A 20786-nucleotide genomic window follows, 5' to 3' on the forward strand; every position below is an offset into this window, starting at 1 on the left:
TGTTATTTATATCGATATTGGATTGATTGTGCCAGCCAAACGATATTGGCTGGCTTTGTTTTTATGTATTATTTTTCGATAATGGCAACAACGCCTTGACCACCAGCGGCGCAAATCGAAATTAAGGCGCGACCAGAACCTTTTTGATGAATTAACTTGGCTGCTGTCGCCAGAATACGTCCACCAGTTGCTGCAAATGGGTGACCAGCGGCCAAAGATGAACCTTTAACATTTAACTTGCTACGATCAATTGAACCGAATACATGATCTAATCCTAAACGTTCTGTACAAAATTTTTCATCTTCCCATGCTTTAAGCGTTGAAAGTACTTGAGAAGCAAAAGCTTCATGAATTTCATAATAATCAAAGTCTTGTAAAGTTAGATTGGCACGTTGCAACATGCGTGGTACTGCATAGGCAGGTGCCATTAATAAACCTTCTTTCTTCTGTACAAAATCAACGGCTGCTGTTTCGCTAAAACTTAAATAAGCCAAAATTTCATGACCATTGGCTTTAGCCCATTCTTCTGAAGCAAGTAATACACAGGATGCACCATCTGTGAGTGGTGTAGAGTTACCGGCAGTCATGGTGGCTTGTTCACCACGACCAAAAACAGGTTTCAGTTTGGCCAGTTTTTCTACACTGGAATCTGGGCGCAAATTATTATCTTTTGCCAAGCCCATAAATGGGGTTAATAAATCGTCAAAGAAACCGTCTTCGTAGGCTCTTGCCATGTTTTGATGGGATTTTGCTGCTAATTCATCTTGGGCTTCTCGGCTGATTTGCCATTCTAGTGCTGTTAATGCAGCGTGTTCACCCATGGACAGACCTGTCCGAGGTTCGCCATTTTGGGGTGCATCCAATAATTTTTTTACATTGATTTTGGTGAGTGCTTTTAAGCGATCTTTTGCTGTTTTGGCGACATTTAATTCCAATAAAGCTTTGCGTAATCCATCACCAAAAGCAAGCGGGGCATCTGATGTTGTATCCACACCTCCTGCAATACCAACGTTAATCTGTCCTAAAGCAATTTTGTTTGCCACCAAAAATGCTGCCTGTAAACCTGTACCACAGGCTTGTTGAATATCGTAGGCAGGTGTTTCAGGTGAAAGTGCAGTATCAAGTACACATTCACGGGTCATGTTAAAGTCCCGGCTATGTTTAAGTACAGCACCTGCAACGACTTCACCCAAACGTTGTCCTTGTAAGTTAAAGCGTTGAATCAGTCCGTTTAAGGCGGCAGTTAACATGTCTGAATTAGATGCAGTGAAATATGCACCATTTGATCGTGCAAATGGAATACGATTACCACCAATAATTGCGACACGGCGAATAGTAGATTGACTCATAGCATGATCCTGTTGCTTGTTTCGGGTTCTGGAAGACGATGATGTGGATGTTGTTTTTCGTGTTGTATTTTTACGGCGAGTGGTCTGGACAGCACTTGTTGTTATGCTGCTTTGTACTGGTGTATTTTCTGTAGAGTCTGGGGAAGGCTGAGAATTTTGAGTCATTCCTGATGTCCCATAAAATTAAATAATGATTGAGGCTAACATTAACATAAACCTGTATGGGTAAAATTGACTGCAATGACAGACAATACGTTAATTAGGTCAAGTTATCTAAAAATATTCTCAAGTATGATAAAGCAAAAGGTTTATTCCGCCCAAAGGCTTGATTTTATACTGGGCATGATACAGAAATTCAGGACATAAGAGCACAAATATGACAGATCAATATCAGCTTTTTTCAAAAACTGCACTTGGCAAGTTGGTGATTAAAAACTTGGGTTTACCATCACCAACAACATTGGATCGTTTCGATGTTAATCAGCCGGTTATTCATGGTGCTGTATTATTTGCAGCAGCAAGAGAGAGTATTTTTTCTAAAAGTATCAGCCAGATCCTTGCAAATATTCATGCAGATACTTATAGCACAGAACAATATTCTGAATTAAAACAGATTGCAGTGGAGACTGGGTTAAATCTACGAGTGTTTAATGTAAGTAATAAAACATCAAAATTTAAAGCTTTATTATTTGATGCTTCAGGCATTACACATGTAAGTCAATTAAAAGCACTTTATGATTTTTTTCATCCGGTTGCTCGTCAAGTTCAGGCTTCAGGTCGAGTGATTATTGTTGGCAGATCACCTGATCAGGCAGAAAGTTTATCTCAGTCCATTGCGCAACGTGCGCTTGAAGGATTTGTAAAATCTGTTGCAAAAGAATTTAAAAAAGGAATTGCTGCTAATTTGATTTATGTCGATCCAGATGCACCAGACAATCTTGAATCCAGTTTGCGCTTCTTCCTTTCACCGCGTTCAGCGTACGTATCCGGGCAGGTTGTGCGTGTATCTAATGCTGATCACATTGCAATAAACTGGAATCAGCCGCTTGCAGGAAAAACTGCTGTTGTTACAGGTGCCAGTAGAGGTATTGGTGAAGCTATTGCACATATTCTGGCCGATGATGGCGCACATGTCATCTGTCTGGATGTCCCACAACAACAGGCTGATCTAGAACGTGTGGCATTGGAAATTTCCGGCTCGGTATTAACGCTGGATATTACTGCAACAGATGCCGGTGAAAAAATTAAAGCTGCTGCTGCTGAATATGGTGGTCTGGATATTCTGGTACATAATGCAGGTGTGACAAGGGATAAAACCCTTGCCAATATGAAACCTGAACAATGGGATCTGGTTGTGAATATTAATATTGCTGCGAATGAAGCAGTTAATGATTATTTATTAAATCATGCGGGTTTTAATGCGAATGGACGCATTATTTGTGTATCCTCAATTAGCGGAATTGCTGGTAATTTGGGACAAAGTAATTATGCAACATCGAAAGCGGCAGTCATTGGTCTGGTGAAATTCACAGCACCGACTTTAAAAAATGGTGTGACCATTAATGCAGTTGCACCGGGATTTATTGAAACACAAATGACAGCAGCGATCCCATTTGCAATTCGTGAAGCAGGGCGACGTATGAATTCGATGAGTCAGGGTGGATTACCTGTTGATGTGGCACAAACGATTGCTTATTTTGCTTCACCAGCTTCAAGTGGAGTTAATGGCAATGTCTTGCGGGTGTGTGGACAAAGTCTATTAGGTGCGTAAGATTGTTTTTATACAGTCGAGATAACAGCTCGTTTCTATGACAAACGATCTGTTATCATGTGAAAATAATGTCAGGACACAAAATAAGGCAAAATTTATGAAAATGCGCCACTTTAGCCAATTGCCAAAAGCTTATATGGCTTATCCGAAAGTGCTACAAGGCTTAATTCAGAAACCCCAGACATCTTCACCAAGTTTGCCACAGGTTGAATATATAGTAGACCACTTACAAATTGATTCGGTACATTTAGCCAAATATAAAAAAATTTGCCATTATTTCAGTGATGGTTATGTTCCGGCAACTTATTTGGCAGTTTTGAGTCAAAGTCTACAAATGCACATGATGACGCAGGAAGATTTTCCTTTTCCAATTCTTGGATTAGTTCATCTACGAAATCAGGTTAAGCAGCATCGTCCTGTTCAAGTTAATGAAACCATTGAGCTAAGCTGTCGGTTTGGAGAAATTGATCAGCATGATAAAGGGATTGTATTTGATTTTATAGCGACTGCTAGAGTTTCAGGTGAAATTGTATTTGAAGGCTTAATGACATATCTTTCCCGACAAAAAGTGACTGCACCACCTGTGGATAAGCAAAAATCGACCAATGCGCAACAACCTGTATATCAAGTCATTGAGCAATGGCAACTTGCTGAAAATTTGGGGCGCCAATATGCACAAATTTCAGGTGATTTTAACCTTATCCATTTACATGCATTAACAGCTAAAATTTTTGGCTTCAAACAAGCGATTGCACATGGTTTATGGAGTAAGGCTCGGGCTTTGGCTGCTCTTGCACCATTACCTAATGCCTATCAAGCCGATGTATGGTTTAAATTGCCAATCTTTTTACCATCGCAGGTTGAGTTTTTAACAGATGAATCATCAGAATCAACAAGTCATTTTATGATTAGAAATGCCAAAACGCATAAACCACATTTAATGGGTACATTGATCACGCTGAATTAAATCATTTAGTAATTCAAATAGTAAAAGAAATCTTCCAGACCTAAATGTTCAGGTCTGGAAGTCTTTAATTTAAAAATCAATGGGTTGAAAGTCATCTTGGTTGGCATTATAATCATTTCCAAGTTGATCTTTTTTAGCAGCAAGATCAGTAACGTATTGATCAAAACGTTGTACCCATGGGCCATAACGCAAAGTAATTAATTTATAAGTATCATCTTCTAAAACTGATAAGTGAAAAATACAGGTTCGATGCCCAAGTTGATCCAGAAAAATACGATAAAAATTACTTGATTTGCCAATAATCACCACGTGATCGCCATCTAACCAGATATATTTTCTAACATCAGAATATTCACTCCATAAAGAAGCCCCAAAGGATTCAGGGATACCTTTACGCTGGTTAATTTCAGATTCAATTTCAAAAAGTTGGTCAATACGCTCTTTAAGCAAAATTGTAGTTTGATCAATATTAAAATCTATCGTCATGTGCTTGGTTTCCTTATGCAATGCTATAACAGTTAAAATCCAGTTTATTTCGTTATTTAAACAGTAAATATCTGTAATGTCTACTCTTAAAATCAATGAAAAATAAAGCATTTATGGTGATAAAAGTTTTGTTTTTATCTTTTTAAAAATACAAATTCTACAAAGAATAATTGCAGTAAAAAAAATGAATAAATCGGGCATTTTAGCAATTGAGTCAATGCATTATTTTTTCAATAATGAAAGTTTGCTTAAAAGTGTAAGGATCATGTTATGTCAGGTTTAAAAATCATAAAAAAGATTACACAGGGAAAAAAAGATAATTACCGTGGCATGTGTGATGAGCGATTTCAGGCCGTAGCGCATGTGCTTAGTCAAATTCAGCCAGATACTACTTTAGGTGGTGCAGCGATTAGTATCTATTTTCGTGGTGAGCAGGTTGCCGAACTCTATACTGGAGATGCTAAGCCGGATGAACCATGGGATGCTCAGCACATGGCACTGAGTTATTCAACAGGCTCAGCAGTTTTAGCAACTTTGGCACATATTTTAGTGAGTCAGGGCTTTTTGGATTATGATATGCCGATTGCCAAATATTGGCCGGAATTTGCCCAGTTTGGCAAAGACCAAATCACTTTACGTCATGTTCTTAGTCACCAAAGTGGTTTATACGATATTCGCCAGACAATTTCCGATGCACAGAAAATGCTGGACTGGCAAGGAATGTTAAACGCTTATGAGAATGCGGCACCACGTTTTGAACCGGGATCGGCAACAGCTTATCAAGCTTTAAGTTTTGGCTGGCTGGTAGGTGGAACACTGGAAAAAGTGATGCAGGAATCATTACCAGATTTATTACAAAAATATCTTGTAGAGCCTTTGGCCTTGGATGGTGCATATTTTAGTGTTCCTACCGAACAATTGTCTCGGGTTGCCAGACCATTTAAAAAAGAAGAGGATGAGCGTACACCGAAACCACGTAAGCCATTAAATGCAGATGGTCGTCGTCCTTTAAGTATCACCGAAAAAGTGATTAGTCTAAGCGGTATCAATCCTTATGATATTGATGATGCTTTGATTCCTCGTAGTATGGGAAAATTTGATTTTTATAGTGATGAAGCCTTGCAGGCAGTTATTCCTTCAGCAAATGGCGTGTTTACTGCCAATAGTCTTGCCAAAATCTATGCCATGTTGGCAAATAAAGGCCAATGGAATGGTCGTGAAATGATTAAACCTGAGATTTTTGAGGATTTGTCCAGTATACAAACGCATGCACGTGACAAGGTTATGCCAATTCCAATGCACTGGCGTTTGGGCTATCATCGTGTATTGACTTTAGGAAAACGTGTCCCCACAGCATTTGGGCATATTGGATATAATGGTTCTGGTGGATGGTGTGATCCAACTCGTGAGTTAAGTTTTGCTTATATTCATAATTTTAAATCAGGCAATATCACTGGTGATTATCGCTTATGGTGGCTAACACAGACGGTATTGCAATGCGCTGATGTGGCGATTGATGGGCGGAATAGCTGGTTCTAGCGTTACATTTATAGATTGAGAAAAATGATGCACTCTGATATTACATAGGCATCATTTTTTTGGTGAATAATTGGTTTTGAAGCTCAACCATGTGTCGTATATATTGATAATGACATGCCTGATGTCTGGTACGCAGCTTATTAGGGCTGAACAGCCTTTGAATATAGATTGGTCAAATATTCCGGCACAAAAAAATCCTTATCTGGATGTCCCTGTTTTGGGTTCATCGCAAGGACTCATCAGTCAGCAACAAGAAAAAGAAATTGGTGAAAAAGTTTTAAGAGAAGTTCGTTTACAGTTAGCCACGATACAAGATCCTTGGCTGGAAACCGAAATTCAGCAAATTTTTTCTGGTATATACGCACAAACGGGATTGGGGCAACCCATTGCCGTTGTATTGATTAAAGATTTACAAATAAATGCTTTTGCTGTTCCTGGAGGATTATTTGCAATCAATGCCGGTACAATTGTTTCTGCAAAAAATATTGACCAACTGGCTGGTGTTATGGCGCATGAGATTGCGCATGTGTCACAACGTCATTACAGTAGAAGTATGGAGTCAATAAAGGGGCAAGGTATTCTGGCATTGGTGGGCTTACTTGCGGGGCTTGCAGTGGCGACTCAATCTGCTGATGCGGGCGCAGCCGTAATGATGGGATCTCAGGCTGCAATGATTGGTAAGCGATTATCTTATAGCCGTGATCAGGAACGTGAAGCAGACCGTATTGGTATGCAATATATGGTATTGGCTGGTTATGATCCGAATAGTATGGCGGATTTTTTTGAGGTTATGCAACGTTCTTCGACACAGTTAAGTTATTTACCGGAATTCTGGTTAACCCATCCACTGACCACTTCTAGAATGAGTGAAGCCAGATTACGTGCTCGGCAATTTAATTTTAATTCCAAGCCAGATTATGCTCGTCAACAACGTTTTGAGTTAATTAAATGGCGTACCCTGATTTCTTCATCTAATCCAAATTTGACGCAATTAAATATCGCAGCCCAAAACAATTCAGCAGCAGCTTTGGCATTGGCAAGTTACCATATTCAGCAAGCGCAGTATCAACAGGCAAAAAAAATACTGGATAAAATACAACCGAGTGAGGTACAAAAAAATTTATATCATCTTATTTGGTCGGACTGGTATAAAAGTCAAAATCAATTTGATCAGGCACTTGTAGAAATCTTTTCGGATTATCAAATTGCACCTGAAAATAAGGCATTAGCGATGCAGGTTGCAGAAATTTACATTTTAAAGAATCAACCTGAGCAGGCCAATCAGATTTTAAATCCTTTATCGACTCGATTTCCAAGAGATGTAATGGTTTGGCAGTTATTGCAACGTGCAGCCAATTTGCAAACTGGCATCATTCGTGAAATTAATGTTTTACGATATCGGGCAGAAGTGCAATTTTGGAATGGGCAGGAAGTGAATGCAATTAAAAGTTTGTTGCAAGCACAGCGTTTAGCAAAAGATCAACCTGCATTAAAAGCCAGAATAGATCAGCGCGTTGCACAAATGCAAGATGCACATGATTTAGACAGTTAATTGTATTTAAGTTTATGAAAATTATCAAAAAATAATGTTAATTGGCCGAAAAATCCTAATCTGCCAAGATCAGGTGTGCATCTATACGTAGAACATGCTAAGATAGGCTGCAATTCGGGTATTGCCCGATTTTTTTATGCGGATTGTTTGTCTAAACTGATTTTTTTAGGTTTTACCACATGCCCATTTCAGAGACATGGTTGTTGCCTGATGGCGTAGCAGATGTTCTTCCAGAACAGGCTCAGATCATTGAGCGTTTACGCCGTCAAGCCTTAGATTTCCTTGCACAGCGTGGTTATCAGTTAGTCTACACACCATTTATTGAATATTTAGAATCTCTTTCTTCACTCAGCGCACTTAATCACGATCTGGATTTGGTCACATTTAAAATTATTGATCAGATTTCCGGCCGTTTATTGGGTGTTCGTGCTGATATGACACCACAAGTTGCACGTATTGATGCACATGTGCGTCCAATTGCAGGCGTTGCACGTTATTGCTACGCAGGCACTATTTTGCATACCAAACCACAAGGGCTGACGGCTTCCCGGGCACCATTACAATTGGGTGCCGAGCTTTATGGTCATGACAGTCTGGATGCCGATCTGGAAATGATCGATACCATGTTGGGTGTGCTTGCAGTTGCAGGATATCAGCAAGGTTTGCACCTTGATCTTGGGCATGTCGGCTTGTTTAGAAGTCTAGTAAAACTGGCCGGATTGAGTAAGGATCAGGAGCTGGCTCTATCAGATTTGTATCAGCGCAAAGCTTTGCCGGAATTGAAAGATTATACTGCACAACTTGCTTTTGGCGCAGACTTTTATGAGCTTGGACGTTTGTCTGGTGATTTACAGTCACTTATTACAGCACTGTCACCACAGACTTTACAGGATGCAGATTTTAATTACGCATTAGATAGTCTGCAAACAGCAATTGCACAAATACAAATACGTTGGCCACAAGTTCAGGTCGGTATTGATGTGGTAGAGCTGCGCAGTTATCACTATCATACCGGTCTGATGTTTGCCGTATATGCACCAAATCATGCGATGCCATTGGCTCAAGGTGGTCGTTATGATGGTATCGGTGAGCATTTTGGTCGAGCACGTCCAGCGACTGGTTTTAGTTGCGATTTATATAAACTGGTTGCTGATCAGTATAAAGATGTGGAATTGATTGTGGCTCCAGCAGGGCGTGAGCAGCAATTACAAACTGAGATTTCGACCTTGCGTGAACAAGGACATCATGTGATTCAGTTGTTGGGCGAAGATCAACTGACGTCTGTACCTCAGGCGACACATCAATTGCGATACACAGAACAAGGCTGGAAAGTCGAAAAGATTTAAAAGCGGCGTGCTGATATAAGTCAGCATTGATCATTCATTTTTTATATCAGATGTAATGAGGCGATTATGGGCAAAAATGTTGTGGTACTTGGTACCCAATGGGGCGACGAAGGTAAAGGTAAAATCGTTGACCTGCTCACAGACCAAGCGGCTGCAGTAGTTCGCTATCAAGGTGGACATAATGCAGGACATACTCTAGTTGTAGGTGGTAAAAAAACGGTATTACACCTCATTCCATCAGGTATTTTACGTGATAACGTATTATGCTTAATCGGGAATGGTGTTGTTCTTTCACCGGAAGCATTGATCAAAGAAATGGACATTCTTGAAAAAGAAGGTGTTCCAGTTAAAGAACGTCTTCGTATTTCTCCAAATTGTCCATTGATCCTGCCACATCATATTGCATTGGATCAAGCACGTGAAAAGAAACGTGGTAACTCAAAAATTGGTACAACGGGTCGTGGTATCGGTCCTGCGTATGAAGATAAAGTTGCGCGCCGTGCGATTCGAGTTGCCGATTTGGTTCGTGGTGGTGATGCTTTAAAAGCGCAATTAGAAGAATTACTTGAATATCATAATTTTCAATTAACACAATATTTTGCTGTTGATGCCATTGATGTAAATGAAGTTCTCGCGTTAATGGACGAATGGCGTAAAGTTATTGAGCCACTTGTTATTGATGTGACAGAAACCTTGCATGAATATCGTAAAGATGGCAAAGCAGTAATGTTTGAAGGTGCACAAGGTTCTTTACTGGATGTGGATCATGGTACATATCCTTATGTTACCAGTTCAAATACGACTGCTGGTGGTGTAAGTTCAGGTTCTGGTATGGGGCCATTGCATCTTGATTATGTTTTGGGAATTACCAAAGCCTATACAACTCGAGTGGGTAGTGGGCCATTTCCAACAGAATTGGTTTATGATGCTGCAACTGGTGAAGGTGATGAGATTGGTCGCCATTTGGGTACTGTCGGCAGTGAATTTGGTGCTTCTACAGGCCGTCAACGCCGTTGTGGCTGGTTTGATTCAGTCATTTTACGTCGTTCAGTTGAAGTGAATTCCCTGTCAGGAATTTGTTTGACTAAATTAGATGTTCTTGATGGTTTAAAAGAAATTAAAATTTGTGTTGCCTATGACGATGCAGATTCCGGCTGTGTCGGTTCATCTGATGCAGTATCTTTTGAACATCTTAAACCTGTTTACGAAACATTACCGGGTTGGACTGAATCAACTTTTGGCTTAACTGAGATGAGCCAACTGCCAGCGAATGCATTGGCTTACATCAAACGTATTGAAGAATTGGTTGGTTGTCCGGTAGATATCGTGTCAACAGGTCCTGATCGTGCTGAAACCATTATTTTAAGACATCCTTTTAATAGCTAATTATTAAACAATCGTTTTAAGAAACCGAATATTAGTCACAATATTCGGTTTTTTTCTACGTGGATTTAAAGTAGAAAAATTAAAAGATCATATTATTTCATTTTTATATGATTATTTTGGTGCATTCAATAATATGCGTTTATTTTGTCTATAACAAAATAAACTTATATATCATTATTTTTAAATGAGCGCTTATCAAAACATTAGCATAATTTATTCTATGTAATATTCAGGCAACATGATGAAGCAATGGTATGGTAAAGTATTTGTATCTAGAATAATGCACCAAAAAACAACATTTTTAATTAATATCTTGTTTTTAGTTCTTGACTAAGAAAATTTTATTCTTTCAATATTATTCTATAAAATATATAAAAAACAATGACTAAATTTTTCATCATCATTCTTGTTGTCGATTAAAAAGCTTAAATGGCATAACTATTGCTTTATTAATCAGCAACTGGTCTGACCTGTCTGATATTTAATAAATGCTGGAGTAAACATGCATTTGCAAGCGTTTAATCAAATTCCTGAACAAGAAGCAAAGAGCATACTCAAAAATTGTGTACATATTGCTTCATGGGTTAATTTTTTGGTGGCACAACGTCCTTTTCAATCGATTGATGCCTTATACCAATCTGCTCAGTATCACACTAAGCAATGGCAATGGTCGGAGGTTTATACAGCATTGGCGCAACATCCACGCATTGGGCAAAAAAAAGCAGCACAAGAACTATCGCAAAAAGAGCAAAACTTTTCTGCACAGGAACAAGGCAAGCTGGAACTAAGCAATACCACAGCACAGTTATTGCTGGATGGTAATCAGACCTATGAAGATCAATTTGGATTTATTTTTTTAATTCGTGCAGCAGGACGTAGTACAGAAGAAATTTTATCTGAATTACATCGCCGTTTAAAAAATTCAGATGAAGCTGAACATCTTGAAGTGATACAGCAATTGGCTGAAATCGCAGTATTACGCTTAAAACAGGAGATTATCGCATGAGTGGCATTACAACGCATATTCTGGATGCCGCATTGGGTCGCCCTGCAATAAATGTTGCAGTGAAATTATTGCAGTTTCAACAGAATCAATATGTTTTAGTCGATCAAAAACTTACAGATGTTGATGGTCGTATCAAGGATTTTAAAATTCCTTCACTAACAGTAGGAGATTATCAGTTGGTCTTTGAGATTGCTTCTTATTTTTCTGTGACGCAGCGGGATTGTTTTTATCCCAAAGTGACCATTGATTTTACGGTAAAAGATATAGCTCAGCATTATCACGTACCACTTTTAATCAGTCCATTTTCCTATTCCACTTATCGTGGTAGCTAAGATGCCAAAATATTAAAAACAGCTTTTTGGCTGTTAGGGGATAAAGTAATGAGCAATGAAAAAATTCTTGATTTAGAAACTGGCGTTTCACCTGAACATGAAAATCTTGGTGTGAGTAAAAATGTAGCCTATGGTTTACAGCACGTGCTAACAATGTATGGAGGAATTATTGCACCGCCATTGATTATCGGGGCAGCAGCAGGGTTATCTCCAGCAGAAATTGGTATGTTGATTGCTGCTGCATTATTTGTCGGTGGATTAGCAACATTATTACAAACTTTAGGATTTAAGCATTTTGGTGCAAAATTGCCAATTGTGCAGGGGGTTTCATTTGCTGGTGTTGCAACGATGCTGGCGATTGTCAATACTGGAGGCGGGTTACCAGTGGTTTATGGTGCAGTTATTGCTGCATCTGTCATTGGTTTACTTCTTACGCCTTTTTTTTCAAAAATTATTCACTTTTTTCCACCTGTAGTCACTGGATGTGTGATTACCATGATTGGAATTTCTTTAACACCTGTAGCAATTCGCTGGATTATGGGAGGTAACCCAAAAGCTGAAAATTGGGGTTCTCCAGAAAATGTTGGATTAGCTGCTGTCACACTAATTATTGTGTTGTTTTTTAGCATGATGCGTAATCATTTACTTCGTCGTCTGGCCATTCTGTTTGCAATTATTCTGGGAACACTTATCGCTGCAATTTTTGGATTTACGGATTTTTCCAAAGTTATGCAAGGGCCTGTGATGGCATTTCCAAGTTTATTTCATTTTGGTGCGCCAGTATTTGATCTTACTGCAATTATTGCCATGTTGATTGTCACGTTGGTGATTATGACAGAAACAACTGCTGATTTAATTGCCATTGGTGAAATCGTTGGTACAAAAGTTGATTCCAAACGTATTGGTAATGGTTTACGGGCAGATATGCTATCCAGTGCAGTTTCGCCGATTTTTGGTTCTTTTATGCAAAGTGCATTTGCACAAAATGTGGGCTTGGTGGCAATTACTGGAGTCAAAAGCCGTTTTGTTGTAGCAACAGCAGGGGGGATTTTAGTGCTTCTTGGTTTATTACCACTGGTTGGGCGATTTGTTGCCTCAATTCCAATGCCAGTATTGGGTGGAGCTGGTATTGTTTTATTTGGAACAGTAACTGCCAGCGGTATTCGTACCTTATCTAAAGTGAATTATGACGAGCATAAAAATCTAATTATTGTTGCTACATCATTGGCCATTGGTATGATTCCAGTTGTAAATGCTGAATTTTATGCTCAATTCCCGGTTTGGGTAAAAACTCTATTACATTCTGGTATTAGTTCAGCTTGTATTACAGCAATTTTACTCAATGTTCTGTTTAATTTATCATGGTTAAATAGAAAAACAGGGATGAATGTGTCATCTACATCATCTGCTGGTCACTAGTCATTATTGGAAATTCTCAACAATTTGACCTGAATTATTTGTCTATTTTTCTGCCTATTCAGATGATGGATAGGTTGGGGATTATTTTGTCCACAATTTGCTGGAAAAATAATATAAATCTTTGGTAATGAACTGTATCTTTGATAAAAAAGATGCATATTCATAAGGTTAAAATACTTTTAGGCATTTAAATTATCTGAAAGCAATGCCTAAAATTATGGATGATTTATTTATGAAAAAACTTGCATATTCTGCATTTAATATTGCTTTAATCGGAATGTTATATGGGGCCAGCCACTCTGCATGGGCTAAGGACACCTCTTTAAACCATCTGTTTAATTTACAACAGAATTGTACAATCACAGAAAATTCAGTTGATCGTATTGGTGCAATGTTTGCCTGTGGTAGTGTACATGGTGCTGTCAAAACTGCTTATTATTCATTAAATAATGCTTATTTTGTGAATGATTTAACTCAGGATACTGCGGTTGCTGGAGGATATGTCAAATATGAGACAGCACCTTATTACGGTGTCCAGCTTGCAGTCGGCTATGACTTACAGCGTCGTCTGGATGATAAAGGTACACATGCCGAAGTGAGCGAGTTTAAGGAAGATCGTGATGGTCTGGCCGAAGCTTATGTAACATGGAAAAATGATGTTGCACGAGTAACAATTGGTAACCAGCGTTTAAATTTACCGTTTGTAGGCGATTATGCAGATTGGCGTGTTTTGCAGGCATTGTATCAAGCGGCTGATTTTCAATTGGGAAATCAAACCGATTTTCTACGTTTGACTAAAGTCAATAAATTTAAAAGCTTTGCGGCTGATGAATTTACCAAAACTTCTCGCCAAAGTTCGACCATTGAAACAGATGGTATGTGGGCAATTGGCGTAGGAAAAAGTTATGCTCTAAATGTAAATACGCAATTAAAAGGACAGATGTGGTTTCAGCGTTATGAAGATTTGACCGATTTGTTTTATGCAGAGGGGAGTGTATTATTTCCACAACATCATTATAAACCAGAAATTGCATTGCAATATTTATCGGGACAAGATCAGGGTAAAGCCTATGCTGGTCAGGTAGATAGTCAGGTGATTGGAGCACAGGTTAGTCTAAAACTTAAACCGAGTTTAAATTTAAAATTGGCTTATGATTACATCAAGCCTGAAAAAAATGTATATAAAAATGGAGCATTGTTAACACCTTATTCATATAACACATCTTCTGGCCCGATCTTTGCTCAGCCATTTTTTACCAGTACGCAGGATTTAGGTGCGGGTAATGCCTTCATGGCTGCAATTGATGGAAAATGGAATGATCAAACCATTCTGGGCGCAAGATATTCATTTATGGATTTAAAAGACAGTGATCTATTAAAAAGCCGGAACCAATCTGAATATTTACTGTATGGAATTTATAACTTTGGTGGAAAGTTGCAAGGCCTCAGTCTAAGTAATTTCGTGGGTGTACAAACATCTCCACGCTATGACAAAAATTTCTGGCAAAATCGTTTAAGTTTAAGTTATAAGTTTTAATAACGTTCTATCATTTGATTTGTTTTATCAGCCTCAATCTTTCATGATTTGAGGCTGATAAAAAACAAATTAACAGTTCTAATGTAGCTCGTTTAAATTGTCGTTATGATTTACCCCCAATAGACCTACATCTTCAAAAGGAATTCTTACCCAACCTTCCATCAGGATTCTGGCACTGCGACTCATCATGACTTTTTTAACTTGCCATTGTCCTTGAGCATTTTGTATAGCTTCGGCACCGACTTTTAGGGTTCCTGATGGATGCCCGAAATGAACAATTGTACGTGGTTGACCACCCGCAGCAAGATTAACTAATGTGCCCGGAATCGCGGCAGCAGTTCCGATGGCTACAGCCGCAGTTCCCATCATGGCATGATGTAGTTTACCCATAGACAATGCCCGAACCAATAGGTCAATATGTTCTGCTTTAATGGTTTTACCGCTAGATGAAACATAGGTTTTTGATGGTGAAACAAATGCAATTTTAGGGGTGTGTTGACGATTTTTTGCTTGATCAAGGTGCTGGATTAAGCCCATTTTTAAAGCCGCATGCGCACGAATAAGTTCAAAACGGGCAAGGGCGTTTAAATCCTGATTGATTTCCTCCTGTGATTCGGTACCTTGATAATCCAGATCCTCAGCGTTAAGAAAAATTGTAGGAATTCCTACATTAATTAACGTGACTTGTAAATTACCAACATCCGGTATGTCCAAGGTATCGATTACATTCCCGGTCGGAAACAAGGTGGAACCATCTTGATCGGCAGCAGCAGGATCCAGAAATTCAATTGCAATTTCCGCTGTTGGAAAAGTCACGCCATCCAGCTCAAAGTCACCGGTTTCTTGTACTTGTCCATTACATATCGGAATATGGGCGACAATGGTTTTTGCAATATTTTTTTGCCAGATTCTCACTGTACAGCATCCATTTTGTGGAATGCGGTGTGCATCAATCAAATGATTGTTAATCGCAAAAGCGCCTACAGCAGCAGTAAGATTTCCACAATTACCACTCCAGTCTACAAACGCCTGATCTATTGAAACTTGCCCAAATAAATAATCAACATCATGATCAGGTTGTGTGCTTTTTGAAATAATGACTGTTTTGGAGGTACTTGATGAAGCGCCACCCATACCATCAATTTGTTTTTGATATGGATCAGGGCTACCCATAACACGCAATAATATTTGATCTCGTATTTCACCTGCAACCTGAGCGGCTTTAGGTAGATCATCTAGTTTAAAAAATATGCCTTTGGATGTACCGCCTCGCATATAAGTTGCAGCAATTTTAATTTGTGGTGAAAATGACATAATTCACTCCATGAAAACGCAATAAATAAATGATGCAAATATGGTATGAATTTGCATCACTTGGTTTAGGCGGCATTTTGATTCTGCAAAAAGTCTTGTGCAAAGCGTTGTAATACACCGCCTGCTTCATAGACCGACACTTCCTCAAGGGTATCCAGACGACTGGTCACTGGCACTTCAACCACTTCGCCATTGGTACGATGAATCACTAAAATGAGATCATTACGTGGTGACAGTTCACCTTTGACATCATAAGTTTCTGTGCCATCAAGTTGCAGAGTTTTACGCGTGGTACCGGGTTTAAACTGTAACGGCAATACTCCCATACCAATTAGATTGGTACGGTGAATCCGCTCAAACCCTTCGGCCACAATGACTTCCACCCCAGCCAGACGTACGCCTTTGGCTGCCCAATCACGGCTGGAACCTTGTCCATAATCCGCACCGGCAATGATAATTAATGGCTGTTTGCGGTTCATATAGGTTTCAATCGCTTCCCACATACGCAACACTTGACCTTCTGGTTCAACCCGTGCCAGAGAACCTTGCTTTACCGTACCATCAGCATTTAACACCATTTCATTAAATGTTTTGGGATTGGCCAGTGTCGCACGTTGTGCAGTCAAGTGGTCGCCCCGATGGGTAGCATAAGAGTTAAAATCTTCTTCCGGCACGCCCATTTTGGCAAGATATTCGCCTGCGGCACTGTTAAGCACAATGGCATTGGACGGTGATAAATGATCGGTAGTAATATTATCAGGCAAAATTGCCAATGGACGCATTCCGGTTAAAGTACGTGGTGCAGCCAGTGCGCCTTCCCAATAGGGTGGACGACGAATATAGGTGCTTTGCGGACGCCAGTCATACAGTGGACTTTCAGCCTGTTCAAATTCACCCAGATCAAACATCGGAATATAGACTTTACGGAATTGTTCAGGTTTTACCGATTGTTTAACCAAAGCATCAATTTCTTCATCAGATGGCCAGATGTCTTTCAGATAAACTGGATTGCCCTGTTGATCCGTGCCTAAAGCATCTTTTTCGATGTCAAAACGGATTGTTCCTGCAATGGCATAGGCTACAACCAACGGCGGTGAAGCCAAAAATGCCTGTTTGGCATAGGGGTGGATACGTCCGTCAAAGTTACGGTTGCCTGACAGTACCGCAGTGGCATAGAGGTCACGATCAATAATTTCTTGCTGGATCACAGGATCAAGTGCGCCCGACATACCGTTACAGGTGGTACAAGCATAGGCGACAATCCCAAAACCCAATTTTTCCAGATCGTTAAGTACGCCTGCTTCTTCCAAATACAATGCGGCTGCTTTGGAACCCGGTGCAAAGGAGGATTTTACCCAGGGTTTACGCAGCAGTCCAAGCGCATTGGCTTTACGTGCCAATAGGCCTGCGGCTACGGTATTGCGTGGGTTTGAGGTATTGGTACATGAGGTAATCGCTGCAATGATAATCGCACCATCAGGCATTAATCCGTCGCTACGGTTTTCGACTACACCAGCAATCCCTTTTTCTTTCAGATCAGCCGTGGAAACACGGGCATGTGGATTGGAAGGTCCAGCAATGTTTCGCGTGACTTTGGATAGGTCAAATTGTAAAACACGAGGATAGACCGCCTGTGTCATATCACTTGCCCAAAGACCAATTTGCTTGGCATATTGTTCAACCAATTTCACCTGTTCTACTTCACGACCAGTTAAAGTCAGATAATCAAGGGTATTTTGATCGATATAGAACATGGCCGCAGTTGCACCATATTCCGGAGTCATATTGGAAATTGTGGCACGATCGCCAATCGACATGGTATCGGCACCTTCACCAAAAAATTCCAGATAAGCACCGACCACACGTTCTTTACGCAAGAATTCGGTTAAGGCCAAAACAATATCGGTTGCAGTAATGCCAGCCTGACGTTGTCCTTGCAATTCCACACCAATAATATCCGGTAGACGCATCCATGAGGCTCGACCCAACATGACATTTTCTGCTTCTAGCCCACCAACACCAACAGAAATCACGCCTAATGCATCGGTATGTGGTGTGTGTGAATCGGTTCCCACACAGGTATCAGGAAATGCCACGCCCTCACGATTTTGAATGACAGGCGACATTTTTTCCAGATTGATCTGGTGCATAATGCCGTTACCTGCCGGAATCACATCAACATTTTTAAATGCGGTTTTGGTCCATTCGATAAAGTGAAAGCGGTCTTCATTGCGACGATCTTCAACCGCACGGTTTTTGACAAATGCATCCGGATCAAACCCGCCATATTCAACTGCCAGCGAATGGTCGACAATCAATTGTGTCGGTACCACCGGATTGACTTTGGACGGATCACCGCCTTGATCGGCAATCGCATCACGTAAACCGGCCAAATCAACCAAAGCAGTTTGTCCCAAAATATCATGACAGACCACACGTGCCGGATACCATGGAAAATCCATATCCTGCCGACGTTCAATCAATTGTTTTAAATAATCGCTCAGGTTGTCACTATCCGCTTTACGCACCAATTGTTCGGCCAGAACTTTTGAGGTATAGGGCAAAGTTTGATATGACCCTGCCTGAATATCTTCAACTGCCTGCTGAACATCAAAATAATCCAATGACGTACCTGGCAAGTTTTTTCTATACTGGGTGTTCATTAATCACGCTCTGCAATAGCAATAAATTCTAGGTTTTCCGGACCGGTATAATCTGCACTTGGACGAATAATCTTACCGTCCTGACGCTGCTCCAGCACATGTGCCGACCAACCTGCGGTACGTGCAATCACAAATAAAGGCGTAAACATTTCTGTCGGTACGCCCATCAAGTGATAGCTCACTGCACTAAACCAGTCCAAATTTGGAAACATGTTTTTGGCCTCTTTCATGACCGTTTCCAATCGTTCGGCAATGCGATACATTTTTTTATTGTTGTGTGCTTCGGCCAGATCAAACGCCACTTTTTTAATTACATCATTACGTGGATCGGCAATGGTATAGACAGGGTGGCCAAAACCAATCACCACTTCTTTATTTTCCACCCGACGACGAATATCTGCTTCGGCTTCATCTGGATTGCCATAACGCTGCTGAATTACAAATGCCACTTCATTGGCACCGCCATGCTTGGGACCACGTAGTGCACCAATCGCACCGGCAATACAGGAATACATGTCCGAACCTGTTCCGGCAATCACACGGGAAGTAAAGGTTGAGGCATTAAATTCATGTTCTGCATACAAAATCAAGGAAGTATGCATAGCCTGAATCCATTGCTCATTGGGTTTTTCGCCATGCAATAAATGTAGAAAATGCGCACCAATCGAGTCATCATCGGTTTCGACATCGATACGCTTGCCGTTATGGCTAAAGTGATACCAATACAACAACATTGAACCAAGTGATGCCATCAGTTTATCGGCAATATCCCGTGCTGCGGCATAGCTGCGTTCTTCAGCTTCTGGTCTTAGACAGCCTAAAACCGATACACCGGTACGCATCACATCCATCGGGTGTGATAATGGCGGTAACTGTTCCAAAGCAGTTTTTAATGCTGCCGGCAAACCACGTAAACCTTTGAGTTTGGCTTTATAGGCTTTAAGTTCTGAACTGGTCGGCAATTTGCCATGCACCAGTAAATAAGCAACTTCTTCAAATTCACAGTTGACAGCCAAATCTAAAATATCATAACCACGATAATGTAGGTCATTACCACTGCGTCCTACTGTACATAATGCAGTAGAGCCTGCAACCTGACCACTGAGTGCGACTGATTTTTTCGGTTTAAATCCTGCAACCTGTTCTAACTGACTCATAATTTTTTCCTTTCTTCCTGATGGGTAAATTTATCTTTGATGACCTCATGTCATACAATTTTTAAATCCAAATCTGCTACTTGGTCTGATTAAACAATGCATCCAGATGCTGTTCAAATTGATGATAATTAATGCGCTCATACAATTCCTGACGGGTTTGCATGCTATCCACCACATTTTTTTGTGTACCATCACGACGTAATACCTGATAGACATTTTCCGCAGCTTTATTCATGGCACGAAATGCCGACAATGGATAAAGTGCCAAACTGACATCAGCAGAAGCCAATTCCTCTGTAGTAAAGAGTGGCGTTGAACCAAACTCGGTGATATTGGCGAGAATCGGTACATGCGTCGCCTGCGCAAATTGACGATACATCGCAAGCTCGGTAATCGCTTCGGGAAATAGCATATCCGCACCCGCTTCCACGTATGCACCCGCACGATCAATTGCTGCCTGTAAACCTTCGACTGCCAGTGCATCGGTACGTGCCATCACCACAAATCGATCATCAGCACGGGCATCAACAGCCGCCTTAATCCGATCGACCATTTCCTGTGTTGACACAATGGCTTTATTTGGACGATGACCACAGCGTTTTGCACCGACCTGATCTTCAATATGCATGGCAGCTGCGCCAAACTTAATCAAAGATTTGGTGGTACGTGCGATATTAAATGCCGATGCACCAAATCCGGTATCCGCATCCACCAGTAAAGGGACATCACATACATCGGTAATACGACGTACATCGGTCAGTACATCATCCAGATTACTGATGCCCAAATCAGGTAAACCCAAAGAACCTGCGGCAACGCCACCACCAGACAAATAAATGGCTTTATAACCAGCACGTTTTGCCAAAAGTGCATGATTGGCATTAATTGTACCGACGACCTGTAAAGGGTGTTCTGCGGCAACCGCATCACGAAAGCGTTGACCTGCGGATAATGTTGACATC

16 protein-coding genes are annotated in these 20786 nt (G+C 40.4%); 10 read left to right on the plus strand and 6 right to left on the minus strand.

Annotated features, from left to right (window positions below; genetic code table 11):
• Positions 1–68: 68 nt before the first annotated feature.
• Positions 69–1514, minus strand: a complete 1446-nt coding sequence (locus tag F4V57_RS01275; RefSeq protein ID WP_070069929.1) for an acetyl-CoA C-acetyltransferase — start codon at positions 1512–1514, stop codon at positions 69–71.
• Between the two features lie 211 nt (positions 1515–1725).
• Between F4V57_RS01275 and F4V57_RS01280 the strand changes: the two genes are divergently transcribed.
• Together F4V57_RS01280 and F4V57_RS01285 are read left to right on the plus strand one after the other, a co-directional pair.
• Positions 1726–3120, plus strand: a complete 1395-nt coding sequence (locus F4V57_RS01280) for a 3-oxoacyl-ACP reductase (protein ID WP_070069928.1) — start codon at positions 1726–1728, stop codon at positions 3118–3120.
• A 97-nt stretch (positions 3121–3217) separates the two neighbouring features.
• A complete protein-coding gene (locus F4V57_RS01285; RefSeq protein ID WP_070069927.1) occupies positions 3218–4087 on the plus strand; it encodes a MaoC/PaaZ C-terminal domain-containing protein in 870 nt (289 codons plus the stop codon).
• A 69-nt stretch (positions 4088–4156) separates the two neighbouring features.
• Here the strand turns inward: F4V57_RS01285 and F4V57_RS01290 are convergent, their stop codons facing one another.
• Positions 4157–4573, minus strand: a complete 417-nt coding sequence (locus F4V57_RS01290) for a hypothetical protein (protein ID WP_070069926.1) — start codon at positions 4571–4573, stop codon at positions 4157–4159.
• Between the two features lie 285 nt (positions 4574–4858).
• Between F4V57_RS01290 and F4V57_RS01295 the strand changes: the two genes are divergently transcribed.
• The 8 genes from F4V57_RS01295 (at position 4859) to F4V57_RS01330 (ending at position 14690) form a co-directional block, all read left to right on the plus strand.
• Positions 4859–6112, plus strand: a complete 1254-nt coding sequence (locus tag F4V57_RS01295) for a serine hydrolase domain-containing protein (protein WP_070069976.1) — start codon at positions 4859–4861, stop codon at positions 6110–6112.
• A 121-nt stretch (positions 6113–6233) separates the two neighbouring features.
• Positions 6234–7664, plus strand: a complete 1431-nt coding sequence (locus F4V57_RS01300; RefSeq protein ID WP_141729231.1) for a M48 family metalloprotease — start codon at positions 6234–6236, stop codon at positions 7662–7664.
• 179 nt (positions 7665–7843) lie between these two features.
• Complete coding sequence (locus F4V57_RS01305; RefSeq protein ID WP_070069924.1) at positions 7844–9010, plus strand: ATP phosphoribosyltransferase regulatory subunit; 1167 nt, start codon at positions 7844–7846, stop codon at positions 9008–9010.
• 66 nt (positions 9011–9076) lie between these two features.
• Complete coding sequence (locus F4V57_RS01310; protein WP_070069923.1) at positions 9077–10396, plus strand: adenylosuccinate synthase; 1320 nt, start codon at positions 9077–9079, stop codon at positions 10394–10396.
• Positions 10397–10898: 502 nt separating this feature from the next.
• Positions 10899–11402: a 2-oxo-4-hydroxy-4-carboxy-5-ureidoimidazoline decarboxylase gene (uraD, locus tag F4V57_RS01315; protein ID WP_070069922.1), complete on the plus strand. Its 504-nt coding sequence runs from the start codon at positions 10899–10901 to the stop codon at positions 11400–11402.
• Positions 11399–11734: a hydroxyisourate hydrolase gene (gene uraH, locus F4V57_RS01320; protein WP_070069921.1), complete on the plus strand. Its 336-nt coding sequence runs from the start codon at positions 11399–11401 to the stop codon at positions 11732–11734. Before uraD ends, uraH begins: the two co-directional genes overlap by 4 nt.
• A 48-nt stretch (positions 11735–11782) precedes the next feature.
• Positions 11783–13153, plus strand: coding sequence for a nucleobase:cation symporter-2 family protein (locus F4V57_RS01325; RefSeq protein ID WP_070069920.1), 1371 nt, complete (start codon positions 11783–11785; stop codon positions 13151–13153).
• Positions 13154–13385: 232 nt separating this feature from the next.
• Positions 13386–14690, plus strand: a complete 1305-nt coding sequence (locus F4V57_RS01330) for a hypothetical protein (RefSeq protein WP_070069975.1) — start codon at positions 13386–13388, stop codon at positions 14688–14690.
• A gap of 78 nt (positions 14691–14768) precedes the next feature.
• Here F4V57_RS01330 and prpF read toward each other — a convergent pair whose 3' ends face one another.
• From prpF to prpB, 4 genes are all read right to left on the minus strand, one after another.
• Positions 14769–16004: a 2-methylaconitate cis-trans isomerase PrpF gene (prpF, locus tag F4V57_RS01335; protein ID WP_070069919.1), complete on the minus strand. Its 1236-nt coding sequence runs from the start codon at positions 16002–16004 to the stop codon at positions 14769–14771.
• A 65-nt stretch (positions 16005–16069) separates the two neighbouring features.
• Complete coding sequence (gene acnD / locus F4V57_RS01340) at positions 16070–18667, minus strand: Fe/S-dependent 2-methylisocitrate dehydratase AcnD (protein WP_070069918.1); 2598 nt, start codon at positions 18665–18667, stop codon at positions 16070–16072.
• Complete coding sequence (gene prpC, locus F4V57_RS01345) at positions 18667–19824, minus strand: bifunctional 2-methylcitrate synthase/citrate synthase (protein ID WP_070069917.1); 1158 nt, start codon at positions 19822–19824, stop codon at positions 18667–18669. The genes acnD and prpC overlap by 1 nt, the downstream gene beginning before the upstream one ends.
• Before the next feature lie 76 nt (positions 19825–19900).
• Positions 19901–20785 (minus strand): methylisocitrate lyase, encoded by an 885-nt coding sequence (gene prpB, locus F4V57_RS01350; protein ID WP_070069916.1) that lies wholly within the window; start codon positions 20783–20785, stop codon positions 19901–19903.
• Position 20786 lies beyond the last annotated feature (1 nt).

It is taken from the genome of Acinetobacter qingfengensis (assembly GCF_008693185.1).
GTDB lineage: Bacteria > Pseudomonadota > Gammaproteobacteria > Pseudomonadales > Moraxellaceae > Acinetobacter > Acinetobacter qingfengensis.

What these genes read in the sequence shown, in the direction of transcription:
- F4V57_RS01275 (WP_070069929.1), bottom strand. Translation starts at nt 1,514, where the DNA reads ATGACTCAAAATTCTCAGCCTTCCCCAGACTCTACAGAAAATACACCA.
- F4V57_RS01280 (WP_070069928.1), top strand. Translation starts at nt 1,726, where the DNA reads ATGACAGATCAATATCAGCTTTTTTCAAAAACTGCACTTGGCAAGTTG.
- F4V57_RS01285 (WP_070069927.1), top strand. Translation starts at nt 3,218, where the DNA reads ATGAAAATGCGCCACTTTAGCCAATTGCCAAAAGCTTATATGGCTTAT.
- F4V57_RS01290 (WP_070069926.1), bottom strand. Translation starts at nt 4,573, where the DNA reads ATGACGATAGATTTTAATATTGATCAAACTACAATTTTGCTTAAAGAG.
- F4V57_RS01300 (WP_141729231.1), top strand. Translation starts at nt 6,234, where the DNA reads ATGTCTGGTACGCAGCTTATTAGGGCTGAACAGCCTTTGAATATAGAT.
- F4V57_RS01305 (WP_070069924.1), top strand. Translation starts at nt 7,844, where the DNA reads ATGCCCATTTCAGAGACATGGTTGTTGCCTGATGGCGTAGCAGATGTT.
- F4V57_RS01310 (WP_070069923.1), top strand. Translation starts at nt 9,077, where the DNA reads ATGGGCAAAAATGTTGTGGTACTTGGTACCCAATGGGGCGACGAAGGT.
- uraD (WP_070069922.1), top strand. Translation starts at nt 10,899, where the DNA reads ATGCATTTGCAAGCGTTTAATCAAATTCCTGAACAAGAAGCAAAGAGC.
- uraH (WP_070069921.1), top strand. Translation starts at nt 11,399, where the DNA reads ATGAGTGGCATTACAACGCATATTCTGGATGCCGCATTGGGTCGCCCT.
- F4V57_RS01325 (WP_070069920.1), top strand. Translation starts at nt 11,783, where the DNA reads ATGAGCAATGAAAAAATTCTTGATTTAGAAACTGGCGTTTCACCTGAA.
- F4V57_RS01330 (WP_070069975.1), top strand. Translation starts at nt 13,386, where the DNA reads ATGAAAAAACTTGCATATTCTGCATTTAATATTGCTTTAATCGGAATG.
- prpF (WP_070069919.1), bottom strand. Translation starts at nt 16,004, where the DNA reads ATGTCATTTTCACCACAAATTAAAATTGCTGCAACTTATATGCGAGGC.
- acnD (WP_070069918.1), bottom strand. Translation starts at nt 18,667, where the DNA reads ATGAACACCCAGTATAGAAAAAACTTGCCAGGTACGTCATTGGATTAT.
- prpC (WP_070069917.1), bottom strand. Translation starts at nt 19,824, where the DNA reads ATGAGTCAGTTAGAACAGGTTGCAGGATTTAAACCGAAAAAATCAGTC.
- prpB (WP_070069916.1), bottom strand. Translation starts at nt 20,785, where the DNA reads ATGTCAACATTATCCGCAGGTCAACGCTTTCGTGATGCGGTTGCCGCA.